This is a genomic window from Streptomyces sp. NPDC003027, from assembly GCF_053591435.1.
Map to the genome: position 1 here is coordinate 1 of NZ_JBSFTU010000047.1, position 12,302 is coordinate 12,302.

Genomic DNA, 12,302 nt, shown 5'->3' on the forward strand with positions numbered 1-12,302 from the left:
CCTCTCGGGCTTTCCTCCGGGCTTTTCCCTTCGGTCTTTCGTGTTTCCAGCTTAGCAGATCCGTTTTCCGTTTCCGCCACCCGCTGGAGCGGGTTCCACCTTCCGGGAATTCGCTTTCGCGCTTTCCTTTCCGGCGGCTCCGACTTTATCAGAACTTCTGAGTCGGAATTCCCGCCCCTCCCGTTCCCCCGTTCTCGCACGCAAGCGTGCCCGGTTCCCGTTCAGGCGGAGCCGTAAACGTACTGGAGCGGGGCGCCCCGATGCAAATCGAGGCGCCCCGCTCCTGGTTGGGGGGTCGAGGGTCAGACCTCGACGACCACCGGGAGGATCATCGGACGCCTGCGGTAGGTGTCCGAGACCCACTTGCCGACCGAGCGGCGGATCAGCTGCTGGAGCTGGTGCGGCTCGACCACGCCGTCCTGCGCGGACTTGTTGAGGGCCTCCTCGACCTTGGGGACCACGGCGTTGAACGCCGAGTCCTCGATGCCGGAGCCCCGGGCGTGGATGTTCGGGCCGCTGACGATCTTGCCGGACGAGGCGTCCACGACGACGAAGACCGAGATGATGCCCTCGTCGCCGAGGATGCGGCGGTCCTTGAGGTGGACCTCCGTGACGTCGCCGACCGAGAGGCCGTCGACGTACACGTATCCGGCCTGGACCTTGCCGACGATTTTGGCCTTGCCGTCGACCAGGTCGACGACGACGCCGTCCTCGGCGATGACGATGCGGTCCTTCGGAACACCCGTCATGGCGCCGAGCTCGGCGTTGGCGCGCAGGTGGCGCCATTCGCCGTGGACCGGCATCAGGTTCTTCGGCCGGCAGATGTTGTAGAAGTACAGCAGCTCGCCGGCCGAGGCGTGGCCCGAGACGTGGACCTTGGCGTTGCCCTTGTGGATGACGTTGGCGCCCCAGCGGGTCAGGCCGTTGATCACCCGGTACACAGCGTTCTCGTTGCCCGGGATGAGCGAGGACGCCAGGATCACGGTGTCGCCCTGGACGATCCGGATCTGGTGGTCGCGGTTGGCCATGCGCGAGAGCGCCGCCATCGGCTCGCCCTGGGAGCCCGTACAGACGAGCACGACCTCGTCGTCGGGGAGGTCGTCGAGGGTCTTGACGTCCACGACCAGACCCGCGGGGACCCGCAGATAGCCCAGGTCCCGGGCGATGCCCATGTTGCGGACCATCGAACGGCCGACGAAGGCCACCCGGCGTCCGTACTCGTGGGCGGCGTCGAGGATCTGCTGGATGCGGTGCACATGGCTGGCGAAGCTGGCCACGATGATGCGCTTCTGGGCGTTCGCGAAGACGTTCCGCAGAACGTTGGAGATGTCCTTCTCCGGCGGGACGAAGCCCGGGACCTCGGCGTTCGTCGAGTCGCTCAGCAGGAGGTCGATGCCCTCCTCGCTGAGCCGCGCGAACGCGTGGAGGTCGGTGAGCCGGCCGTCCAGCGGGAGCTGGTCCATCTTGAAGTCACCGGTGTGCACCACCATGCCCGCGGGGGTGCGGATGGCGACGGCCAGCGCGTCGGGGATGGAGTGGTTGACCGCGATGAACTCGCAGTCGAAGGGGCCCAGGCTCTCGCGCTGCCCTTCGACCACCTCGAGGGTGTAGGGCCGGATGCGGTGTTCCTGGAGCTTGGCCTCGATCAGGGCGAGGGTCAGCTTGGAGCCGATGAGGGGGATGTCCGGCTTCAGCCGGAGCAGGAACGGAACGGCTCCGATGTGGTCCTCGTGACCGTGCGTGAGCACGATGCCCTCGATCTGGTCGAGGCGGTCACGGATGGTGGTGAAATCGGGCAGGATCAGGTCGATGCCCGGCTGCTCCTCCTCGGGGAAGAGGACGCCGCAGTCGACGATCAGCAGCCGGCCGTCGTACTCGAAGACCGTCATGTTGCGGCCGATCTCACCGAGCCCGCCGAGCGGGGTGACACGCAGGCCGCCCTTGGGGAGCTTCGGCGGGGCGCCGAGTTCAGGATGCGGATGACTCAAAAGACTCTCCTCACCACACGCGCCACGTACCGCTTGGGCACGTGGCGCGCATGACATTCGTGCACTTGCTGTTGTCTGTCGGATCGATCTCGTCGGACGTCGGGTGTCGCTCGTCGCGCCCGCAGATCGGATATTCAGTTGTGAAGTCTGTTGCTAGATCTGTACCCCGCCTGCGGCGAGATCGAGCTTGAGCTGGGCGGTTTCCTCGGCCGAAAGCTCCACGAGCGGCAGCCGCAGAGGCCCGGCCGGCAGGCCCTGGAGGGCGAGCGCGGCCTTGGTGGTGATGACGCCCTGGGTACGGAACATGCCGGTGAAGACCGGGAGCAGCTGCTGGTGGATCTCCGTCGCCTTCTGGACGTCGCCGTTGAGGTGGGCGTCCAGGAGGGCGCGCAGCTCGGGGGTGACGACATGGCCGACGACGGAGACGAAGCCGCAGGCGCCCACGGAGAGCAGCGGAAGGTTGAGCATGTCGTCGCCGGAGTACCAGGCGAGGCCGCTCCGGGCGATGGCCCAGCTGGCGCGGCCGAGGTCCCCCTTGGCGTCCTTGTTGGCGACGATCCGGGGGTGCTCGGCGAGCCGCACGATCGTCTCGGTGTCGATCGGGACACCGCTGCGGCCGGGGATGTCGTAGAGCATCACCGGAAGCTCGGTGGCGTCGGCGATGGCCGAGAAGTGCCGGTACAGGCCCTCCTGAGGGGGCTTGTTGTAGTACGGCGTGACCGCGAGCAGGCCGTGCGCGCCGTCGCGTTCGGCGGTGCGCGCGAGCTCGAGTGAATGGTGGGTGTCGTTGGTGCCGACACCCGCCACGACATGGGCGCGGTCGCCGACCGCCTCCAGTACCGCTCGTACCAGCTCCGATTTCTCCGCATCGCTGGTGGTCGGGGACTCGCCGGTGGTGCCGTTGATGACGAGGCCGTCGTTGCCGGCGTCCACCAGATGGGCGGCGAGTCGCTGGGCACCGTCGAGGTCGATTGCGCCGTCAGCCGTGAAGGGCGTGACCATGGCGGTGAGGACCCGCCCGAAGGGGGTCTGCGGAGTGGAGATCGGAGCCATGGGTAACACGCTACTCGTTGCTCGGCGTCCGGTGTCCCCTCGGGGGACGTGAGAAGAGGAGCCCGGCACTGCCTGCTCGGGGGTTCAAGCAGTGCCGGGTCCGTTTGATCAGCCTAGATGAACTTCGTGAAACGTCGCAATACGGACACTTCGCGTGACGGGATCGCACAGATGTGCTTTATGGGGCCACGCGGCCGTTGTTGTTGAAGGCGGCGTAGGTCAGCGGCATCAGCCGGGCCCAGTGCTCTTCCATCTTCTCGCCGACCATCTCGATCTCACGCTGCGGGAAGGACGGCACCTTGGCCAGCTCGTGCTGGGTGCGCAGGCCGAGGAAGTGCATCAGCGAGCGGGCGTTGCACGTGGCGTACATCGAGGAGAAGAGACCGACGGGCAGGACCGCGCGAGCGACCTCGCGAGCGACACCGGCGGCGAGCATCTCCTGGTACGCCTCGTACGCCTGGACGTACGAGTCCTCCATGGCGCGGCCGACCAGCTCCTGCTGGGCCTCGGTGCCCTCGACGAAGACGTACTTGCCCGGGCGGCCCTCCTGGACGAGCTTGCGGGAGGCGTCCGGGACGTAGAAGACCGGCTCCAGCTCCCTGTAACGGCCCGATTCCTCGTTGTACGACCAGCCCACGCGGTGGCGCATGAACTCGCGGAAGACGAAGATCGGAGCGCTGATGAAGAAGGTCATCGAGTTGTGCTCGAAGGGGCTGCCGTGCCGGTCCCGCATCAGATAGTTGATGAGCCCCTTGGACCGCTCGGGGTCCTTCCGCAGCTCTTCGAGCGACTGCTCGCCGGCGGTGGAGACGCGGGCCGCCCAGAGCACGTCCGAGTCGGCCGCACTGTGCTTCACCAGCTCCACGGTCACATCGCTGCGGAAACTGGGCTTGAGGTCTTCTGCGGGGGTGTCGCTCACCGCGGGTCCTTCCATCGCGTCGCTCGGGCGGCGCCCACTTTACGGGGAGCCGCCGACAACGCGGCCGTGCACCCACCTGGGCGGCCTTCTTTGACCAATCCGGGGAAAAAGGGCACCGAGCCGCGACTTCGATCGTCTGACTCTGTGACACCGCACACCACCCGACCCAAGGAGTGTTTCCCCATGTTCAGCCGGCGAGAGCCCGTTCCGTTCGCGTTCGTCGCCGAGGCAGACCGCTTCCGCAGTAACGTCACTCCGCCGCCGAGGGAGCGCCTCACCGTCTCCCAGCTCGCGGGCCGTACGCTGGTCGGGCTGACCGTCGTGGCCGGTCTCGTCGGATCGCTGCTCTTCGGCATGCCCGCCCTGCAGTCGGGCGCCGCCGACGGCCCGCGGCAGCACTCCGAGGCCTCCGTCGGCCGCTGAGCAGTACAGCCCCCTGAGGTGGCCCGGTCGAGACCACCTGGGTAGCCTCACCGGGCACAGCCCCTTCGAGCGTGCTTGTGAGTGAGGAACCGCCGTGCCCCTGCCCTTCCTGACGGCCGACCGCGCTTTTGACGCGACCGACGATGTCGCGCTGCCGTTCGACGACCACGACCAGTGGCGGCGTCCCTATCGGCCCGGCCCCTGGAGGGTGGGCGCGGCGGCGCTCGCCCTGCTGCTGGCGTCGTTCGTGCTCGTCGCCGCGGTGATCATCGCCGCCGCCGGAACCATGGCCGGGGCGGCGGTCACCTTCGCGCTGGCGGCGCTGATCATCGTCTCCGCGCTGCGGATGCTCCGGGTGGGCGCCTGGGTGAGCCGCCACGGGGTGCGGCGGGTCGGGTTCTTCTCGACGACGACCGTGGAGTGGCGGCAGGTCGGCGCCGTGCGCACGGCCCAGCAGCCGGTGCGCTGGCTGGGGCTCCCCCGCACCGTCCAGGGCCAGGCCCTGATCCTCGTACGGCAGGGCGGTGAGCAGACCACGCTGCTCACCGACCACAGTGCCGACTTCCTCTCCCGCGTCGAGGCGTTCGACCGCGCGGCCGACACCGTCGAGGCGTGGAACGCCGAGTACGGCGTGGTGACGGCTACGCGCTGATCGCGCGGCCCTCGTGGAGGGCGATCGCGCGCTGCATCGCCTTGCGGGCACGCGGGGTGTCGCGGGCGTCGTGGTAGGCGACCGCGAGACGGAACCAGCAGCGCCAGTCGTCCGGGGAGTCCTCGGTCTCGGCGCGCCGCTTCGCGAACACCTCGTCGGCCGAGTCGCGGTCGATCCGACCGCCGGGCGTCCGCTTCAGCTCGTCCACCGGGAGGCCGCCTTCGGCCTCCAGCTCCTGGGCGAGCCGCTGCGCCCGGCGCGCGAAGCGGGTGTTCTTCCACAGGAACCAGCCGCCGACGCCGGGCAGCAGGAACGCCACCGCGCCCATGCCCATGGCGGCCGGTTCGCCGGTCAGCAGGAGCAGGACCCCCTCCATCGCCACCACCGCGAAGACGAGCACGAGGACGGTGGCGAGGAAGAAGTACGTGATCTTTCCGCCCATGGCCGTCAGCCCAGGTCCAGGAAGTGCTCCAGGCCGAAGGTGAGGCCCGGGGCGGTGGTCACACGGCGGGCGCCCAGGAGGATGCCCGGCATGAAGCTGGAGTGGTGCAGCGAGTCGTGGCGGATGGTCAGCGTCTCGCCCTCGCCGCCGAGCAGCACCTCCTGGTGGGCCAGGAGACCCCTCAGGCGTACCGCGTGGACCGGAACGCCGTCGACGTCGGCGCCGCGGGCGCCGTCCAGGGCGGTCGCGGTGGCGTCCGGCTGGGCGCCGAGGCCGGCCTCGGCGCGGGCGGCGGCGATCAGCTGGGCGGTACGGGTCGCGGTGCCGCTGGGGGCGTCGACCTTGTTGGGGTGGTGCAGTTCGACGACCTCGACCGACTCGAAGTACGGGGCCGCGATCTGCGCGAACTTCATGGTCAGGACCGCGCCGATGGAGAAGTTCGGGGCGATCAGGACGCCGGTTCCGGGAGAGGCGTCGAGCCAGGTCCGCAGCTGCGCGAGGCGGTCCTCGGTCCAGCCGGTGGTGCCGACGACCGCGTGGATGCCGTGGCGCAGGCAGTAGTCGAGGTTGTCCATCACGGAGGCCGGGGTGGTCAGCTCGACCGCGACCTGGGCGCCCGCGTCGGCGAGCGTCTCCAGCTTGTCGCCGCGGCCGAGGGCCGCGACCAGTTCCATGTCCTCGGCGGCCTCGACGGCCCGTACGGCCTCGGAGCCGATACGGCCCTGGGCTCCGAGGACCGCCACGCGCAGCTTGCTCATTGCTCTGTGCACTCTCTCTAGGAGACGGATTCGTGCAGGCGTGCCGCCTGCTTGTCCTTCAGCGGCCCTATGACGGACAGCGAGGGGCGCTGTCCGAGCACATCACGGGCGACCTCGCGGACCTCGTCCGGGGTGACCGCCGCGATACGGGCGAGCATGTCGTCGACGGACATCTGGCTGCCCCAGCACAGCTCGCTCTTGCCGATGCGGTTCATCAGCGCGCCGGTGTCCTCGAGGCCGAGGACGGTCGAGCCGGAGAGCTGGCCGATCGCACGGTCGATCTCGTCGTCGGACAGGCCGTCGGAGGCCACCTTGTCGAGCTCGTCCCGGCAGATCTTCAGCACGTCGTGGACCTGGCTCGGGCGGCAGCCCGCGTACACCCCGAAGAGGCCGCAGTCGGCGAATCCGGAGGTGTACGAGTACACGCTGTAGGCCAGGCCGCGCTTCTCCCGGACCTCTTGGAAGAGCCGGGAGGACATGCCGCCGCCGAGGGCGGTGTTCAGCACGCCGAGGGCCCAGCGGCGCTCGTCGGTGCGGGCCAGGCCCGGCATGCCGAGGACCACGTGGGCCTGCTCGGTCTTGCGGCCCACGACGTCGACGCGGCCCGCGGTGCGGATGGTGCGGCGGCCCTCGCGGGGCGCGACGGGGAGCGCGTCGGTACGGGTGAGGGCGCCGGCCTTCTCGAAGGCGCGGCGGACCTGGCGTACCACCGTGGCGTGGTCGATGTTGCCCGCGGCCGCGACGACCAGGTGGGTCGGGTCGTAGTGCTTCTTGTAGAAGCGGGCGATCCGGCCGCGGTCCAGGGCGTTGATGGTGTCGACGGTGCCGAGCACCGGCCGGCCCAGCGGGGTGTCGCCGAACATGGTCTGCGCGAACAGGTCGTGCACGACGTCGCCCGGGTCGTCCTCGGTCATCGCGATCTCCTCGAGGATGACGCCGCGCTCGGCGTCCACGTCCTCCTGGAGGATCAGCGAGCCGGTGAGCATGTCGCAGACGACGTCGATCGCCAGCGGCAGGTCGGTGTCGAGGACCCGTGCGTAGTAGCAGGTGTACTCCTTCGCCGTGAAGGCGTTCATCTCGCCGCCGACCGCGTCGAGCGCGGCGGAGATGTCGAGGGCGCTGCGCTTCTTGGTGCCCTTGAAGAGGAGGTGTTCGAGATAGTGCGTGGCGCCGTTGAGGGTGGGCGTCTCGTCGCGGGAGCCGACGTGTGCCCAGATGCCGAAGGTGGCGGAGCGTACGGAGGGCAGGGTCTCGGTGACGATGCGCAGGCCGCCCGGCAGGGTGGTGCGGCGGACGGTGCCGATGCCGTCCTTGCCGGGGAGAAGCGTTTGGGTACGGGCGACGGCCCGCCCCTCCGAAGAGGGGCGGGCCGTCGTCACGGAACTACGGGACGTCACTGGTCGGTGTCGTCCTTCTCCGCGGCGGAGCCGCTAGTCGACGCAGTCTCGGAAGCGCCTTCCTCGTCCGCCATGACAGGGACGAGGGAGAGCTTGCCGCGCTGGTCGATCTCGGCGATCTCGACCTGGACCTTGGAGCCCACCGCGAGCACGTCCTCGACGTTCTCCACGCGCTTGCCACCGGCGAGCTTGCGGATCTGCGAGATGTGCAGCAGGCCGTCCTTGCCGGGCATGAGGGAGACGAAGGCACCGAAGGTGGTGGTCTTGACGACCGTACCCAGGTAGCGCTCGCCGACCTCCGGCATGGTCGGGTTGGCGATGCCGTTGATCACGGCGCGGGCGGCCTCGGCCTGCGAGCCCTGGGCGGCACCGATGTAGATGGTGCCGTCGTCCTCGATCGTGATGTCGGCGCCGGTGTCCTCCTGGATCTGGTTGATCATCTTGCCCTTGGGGCCGATGACCTCACCGATCTTGTCCACCGGGATCTTGACGGTGATGATGCGCGGCGCGTTCGGGGACATCTCGTCCGGAACGTCGATCGCCTCGTTCATCACGTCGAGGATGTGCAGACGCGCGTCACGGGCCTGCTTCAGCGCGGCGGCCAGGACCGAGGCGGGGATGCCGTCGAGCTTGGTGTCCAGCTGGAGCGCGGTGACGAAGGTCTTCGTACCGGCGACCTTGAAGTCCATGTCGCCGAACGCGTCCTCGGCACCGAGGATGTCGGTGAGGGCGACGTAGTGGGTCTTGCCGTCGATCTCCTCGGAGATCAGACCCATGGCGATACCGGCGACCGGGGCCTTGAGCGGCACACCGGCGTTCAGCAGCGACATGGTGGAGGCGCAGACCGAGCCCATGGACGTCGAGCCGTTGGAGCCGAGGGCCTCGGACACCTGGCGGATCGCGTAGGGGAACTCCTCGCGCGTCGGCAGCACCGGCACGATGGCGCGCTCGGCGAGCGCGCCGTGGCCGATCTCGCGGCGCTTGGGCGAGCCCACGCGGCCGGTCTCACCGACGGAGTACGGCGGGAAGTTGTAGTTGTGCATGTAGCGCTTGCGGGTCACCGGGGAGAGGGTGTCCAGCTGCTGCTCCATGCGGAGCATGTTGAGGGTGGTGACGCCCAGGATCTGGGTCTCGCCACGCTCGAAGAGCGCCGAGCCGTGCACGCGCGGGATGGCCTCGACCTCGGCGGCGAGCGTACGGATGTCCGTGAGGCCGCGGCCGTCGATGCGGACCTTGTCCTTGATGATCCGCTCGCGGACCAGCTTCTTGGTCAGCGCGCGGTACGCGCCCGAGATCTCCTTCTCGCGGCCCTCGAAGGCCGGGAGGAGCTTCTCGGCGGCGAGCTCCTTGATGCGGTCGAGCTCGGTCTCGCGCTCCTGCTTGCCGGCGATGGTGAGCGCCTGGGCGAGCTCGCTCTTGACGGCGGCGGTGAGCGCCTCCAGGACGTCGTCCTGGTAGTCGAGGAAGACCGGGAACTCGCCGACCGGCTTGGCGGCCTTGGCGGCGAGGTCCGACTGGGCCTTGCACAGGACCTTGATGAAGGGCTTCGCGGCCTCGAGACCGGCGGCGACGATCTCCTCGGTCGGCGCCTCGGCGCCGCCCTTGACGAGCTCGATCGTCTTCTCGGTGGCCTCGGCCTCGACCATCATGATCGCGACGTCGCCGTCCTCCAGGACGCGACCGGCGACGACCATGTCGAAGACGGCGTCCTCGAGCTCGGTGTGCGTCGGGAACGCGACCCACTGGCCCTTGATCAGGGCGACACGGGTGCCGCCGATCGGGCCGGAGAAGGGCAGGCCGGCCAGCTGCGTGGAGCAGGAGGCGGCGTTGATCGCGACCACGTCGTAGAGGTGGTCGGGGTTGAGCGCCATGATCGTCTCGACGATCTGGATCTCGTTGCGCAGGCCCTTCTTGAAGGAGGGGCGCAGCGGGCGGTCGATCAGGCGGCAGGTGAGGATCGCGTCCTCGGAGGGCCGGCCCTCACGGCGGAAGAAGGAGCCGGGGATCTTCCCGGCGGCGTACATCCGCTCCTCGACGTCCACCGTCAGGGGGAAGAAGTCGAGCTGGTCCTTGGGCTTCTTGGACGCGGTGGTGGCCGAGAGGACCATCGTGTCGTCGTCCAGGTACGCGACGGCGGAGCCAGCGGCCTGCTTGGCCAGGCGGCCCGTCTCGAAGCGGATGGTGCGGGTGCCGAACGTGCCGTTGTCGATGACGGCCTCGGCGTAGTGGGTCTCGTTCTCCACTATGGGTTTCTCCTACGTGTTCGTCTTTTCGTCCGTCGGCCCGTGTGGCCGGGGACGGTGGTGGAGGAGAAGCGCACCTCGGGTGCGGGCCGGTCTTCGATCGAAGCACCCGGGGGTATGGGTCCGGGGGCCACTACCGAGGACCGGCGGCGGTCGGCGGCTTCTCGCTCACTCCTGTGTGGCGTTGTGTGACCAGACTAAGTGCCGGTCGGCACATCGCGCACGTACAGCAAAGGGAGCGGCCCCCTTGTCGTGGGAACCGCTCCCTTCACAGCGTTCTCCATGGAATGGATTACTTGGCGCCGCCGGCCGCACCGCGGCGGATGCCGAGGCGGTCGACCAGCGCGCGGAAGCGCTGGATGTCCTTCTTGGCGAGGTACTGCAGCAGGCGGCGGCGCTGGCCGACCAGGATCAGCAGACCACGACGGGAGTGGTGGTCGTGCTTGTGCTGCTTGAGGTGCTCGGTCAGGTCCGAGATACGACGGGAGAGCATCGCGACCTGGACCTCGGGGGAGCCGGTGTCGCCCTCCTTGGTGCCGAACTCGGCCATGATCTGCTTCTTCGTAGCGGCGTCGAGAGACACTCGGTACTCCTCTTGGTGTTCGTGCGCCGGCGAGTGCCCCTGGTCTTGGTCTCAGGGGAGCTTCCGTGACTCGTCAGGCGAAGGTCCGATGGGCGCAGCTTCCAGAGCGGTGGTGCTCGGTGATCTCCGGGAGCGCGTACACAAACGGCCGTCACACAGCGTACCAGCCTCGCGGAGCGCCTCTTACGTGCCGGAGCGCCTCTTACTTGCTGGTGAGGGAGCGGGCCGCCATGAAGACGTCGAGGACGGCCAGGCAGAGCGGGACGAGGGAGAGCAGGACGAAGCTCTCGGCCAGGTCGAGCAGGCGCCCCCAGAAGGGCGAGAGGCCCTTCCTGGGGATGATCAGGCCGATGGCGGTGGTCAGGGCGGCGCCGGCGGCGACGGCCGCGGTGAGCCAGATCGTACGGATGTCCAGGCCGCCGCGGTCCCCGTACATCAGGAGGTCCTTGACCAGGTCGGCCGGCGGGTTCAGGGAGAGGCCGAGGATGAGCAGCGCGATCGCGGCGATCCCGGCGACCAGGACGCAGGCGACCTGCGAGGTGTAGCGGAAGAGCCGGGCGCGCAGCAGCATGGCGAGGCCGGCGGCGAGGGCGAGGAGCTGGCCCCAGACGTTGTCGGCGAAGCCGAGGACGGCCGCCGAGCCGACGACGACGGCGGCGCAGCCGCCGACCAGGCCGAGGAGCATCTCGTGGCCGCGGCGGGCCTGGAGCGCGATGCGCTCGCCGTCGACGGGCCGGCCCTCTTCGGCGGCGGGCTGGTTCGGGTCGGCGTGGAACTCCTCGTCGGTGGCGCTGCGCGGGGAGGCGTAGCCGATGGGGAGCCGGGCGAAGCGGGCGGAGAGGCCGGGCAGGAAGGCGACCAGGCCGATGGCGACCGGGGCGCAGACGGCGGCGGTGGAGGTGGCGGAGCCCTCGGCCAGGATCGCCAGGAAGGTCGCGAGGGTGCCGACGGCGGCCAGGAAGGTCGCGGCGACGAAGGGGGCGTCCCCGCTGGGGGTGAGCGCGACCAGGGTGACGGAGGCGACCAGGACGGTCAGGCAGCCGAGCAGGAACTGGAGGCGTCCGGGGCCCTGGCCGGCGTCGGGACCGATGATCCCGGAGCCCGCGATCAGCAGCAGCGGCAGGGCGCCGAGGCCGAGGGCGACGGCGGTGGCCCGGTCGCCGTAGACGCGGGCGCGCACCCCGGCGAAGGCGGTCAGCAGCACACCGGCGGCGCCGGCGACGATGCCGGGGAGGCCGTGCATGTCGTGGCGGACCGGGTCGGCGAACCACAGGACGAAGCCCATGAGGACGAGGAGCAGCACGCCGCCGACGAGGCCGGCGCCGCGCAGCAGGTCGTCGCTCCACAGGTGCCGGTCGCGGGTGACGGCGGAGGCGACGGCGTCGGAGACGTCGTCGAAGACGGCGGGCGGCAGCGACTGGGCGAAGGGCCGCAGCGAGAGCACCTCGCCGTCGAGCACCTGCTGGGCGGCGAGGGTGCGGGCGCCGTCGAGGACCGATCCGTCGCGGCGGACCAGGTGGTAGCCGGTCGGGGCGCCGGCGGCCTGGGTCTGGCCGGTGAGCCGCAGGATCTCCGGATAGACGTCGGCGACGGCGATGTCCTCGGGGAGTGCGACGTCGATGCGGCTGTCAGGCGCCACGACGGTGACGCGGCAGAAGCCGGTCGCTGCGGTCGTACTCACGTGTCTGGACCCCCTGATTCGCGGTTGCGCACAGTGCGCGGGCCACCCTACCGGGGACGGGTGGTGGTCGCTGCAAGTAGGATCGCGGTCTCTGGGGGAGGCCGTCGCCGACGGGGGCGCCGGTGCGGAACTCCCGCACGAAGTCCGCCCGTAACGAGGGATT

The 12,302-nt window shown here is 69.7% G+C and carries 11 protein-coding genes; 2 read left to right on the forward strand and 9 right to left on the reverse strand.

Features of this window, described 5'->3' with window-relative positions:
• Positions 1-302 precede the first annotated feature (302 nt).
• The 3 genes from ACWDX6_RS26160 to thyX all read right to left on the reverse strand — a co-directional run bounded on the left by ACWDX6_RS26160 (position 303) and on the right by thyX (position 3,960).
• On the reverse strand, positions 303-1,988 hold the full coding sequence (locus tag ACWDX6_RS26160) for a ribonuclease J (protein ID WP_451487331.1): 1,686 nt from the start codon (positions 1,986-1,988) through the stop codon (positions 303-305).
• A 153-nt stretch (positions 1,989-2,141) separates the two neighbouring features.
• On the reverse strand, positions 2,142-3,041 hold the full coding sequence (gene dapA, locus ACWDX6_RS26165) for a 4-hydroxy-tetrahydrodipicolinate synthase (protein WP_451487332.1): 900 nt from the start codon (positions 3,039-3,041) through the stop codon (positions 2,142-2,144).
• A 178-nt stretch (positions 3,042-3,219) separates the two neighbouring features.
• Positions 3,220-3,960, reverse strand: coding sequence for an FAD-dependent thymidylate synthase (thyX, locus tag ACWDX6_RS26170; RefSeq protein ID WP_451487333.1), 741 nt, complete (start codon positions 3,958-3,960; stop codon positions 3,220-3,222).
• 183 nt (positions 3,961-4,143) lie between these two features.
• On the opposite strand from thyX, the gene ACWDX6_RS26175 reads away from it, so the two are divergent.
• Together ACWDX6_RS26175 and ACWDX6_RS26180 are read left to right on the forward strand one after the other, a co-directional pair.
• Positions 4,144-4,383, forward strand: coding sequence for a hypothetical protein (locus ACWDX6_RS26175; RefSeq protein WP_451487334.1), 240 nt, complete (start codon positions 4,144-4,146; stop codon positions 4,381-4,383).
• A 94-nt stretch (positions 4,384-4,477) separates the two neighbouring features.
• A complete protein-coding gene (locus tag ACWDX6_RS26180) occupies positions 4,478-5,035 on the forward strand; it encodes a hypothetical protein (protein WP_451487335.1) in 558 nt (185 codons plus the stop codon).
• Here ACWDX6_RS26180 and ACWDX6_RS26185 read toward each other — a convergent pair.
• From ACWDX6_RS26185 to eccD, 6 genes are all read right to left on the reverse strand, one after another.
• On the reverse strand, positions 5,025-5,477 hold the full coding sequence (locus ACWDX6_RS26185; protein WP_451487336.1) for a hypothetical protein: 453 nt from the start codon (positions 5,475-5,477) through the stop codon (positions 5,025-5,027). The two genes, ACWDX6_RS26180 and ACWDX6_RS26185, sit on opposite strands and share 11 nt — an antisense overlap.
• A gap of 5 nt (positions 5,478-5,482) precedes the next feature.
• A complete protein-coding gene (dapB, locus tag ACWDX6_RS26190; RefSeq protein ID WP_451487337.1) occupies positions 5,483-6,235 on the reverse strand; it encodes a 4-hydroxy-tetrahydrodipicolinate reductase in 753 nt (250 codons plus the stop codon).
• Positions 6,236-6,252: 17 nt separating this feature from the next.
• Positions 6,253-7,632 (reverse strand): M16 family metallopeptidase, encoded by a 1,380-nt coding sequence (locus ACWDX6_RS26195; protein WP_451487338.1) that lies wholly within the window; start codon positions 7,630-7,632, stop codon positions 6,253-6,255.
• Positions 7,629-9,875, reverse strand: a complete 2,247-nt coding sequence (locus tag ACWDX6_RS26200) for a polyribonucleotide nucleotidyltransferase (protein WP_451487339.1) — start codon at positions 9,873-9,875, stop codon at positions 7,629-7,631. The genes ACWDX6_RS26195 and ACWDX6_RS26200 overlap by 4 nt, the downstream gene beginning before the upstream one ends.
• 292 nt (positions 9,876-10,167) lie before the next feature.
• The gene (gene rpsO / locus ACWDX6_RS26205; RefSeq protein ID WP_158991116.1) at positions 10,168-10,458 is read right to left on the reverse strand and encodes a 30S ribosomal protein S15; all 291 of its coding nucleotides are present in this window, start codon (positions 10,456-10,458) and stop codon (positions 10,168-10,170) included.
• Between the two features lie 202 nt (positions 10,459-10,660).
• Entirely contained in the window at positions 10,661-12,139 is a 1,479-nt protein-coding gene (eccD, locus tag ACWDX6_RS26210) for a type VII secretion integral membrane protein EccD (RefSeq protein WP_451487340.1), read from the reverse strand.
• Positions 12,140-12,302: the final 163 nt, after the last annotated feature.

Coding starts and splice junctions, on each gene's coding strand:
- dapA (WP_451487332.1), bottom strand. CDS start 3,041: ATGGCTCCGATCTCCACTCCGCAGACCCCCTTCGGGCGGGTCCTCACC.
- ACWDX6_RS26175 (WP_451487334.1), top strand. CDS start 4,144: ATGTTCAGCCGGCGAGAGCCCGTTCCGTTCGCGTTCGTCGCCGAGGCA.
- ACWDX6_RS26185 (WP_451487336.1), bottom strand. CDS start 5,477: ATGGGCGGAAAGATCACGTACTTCTTCCTCGCCACCGTCCTCGTGCTC.
- dapB (WP_451487337.1), bottom strand. CDS start 6,235: ATGAGCAAGCTGCGCGTGGCGGTCCTCGGAGCCCAGGGCCGTATCGGC.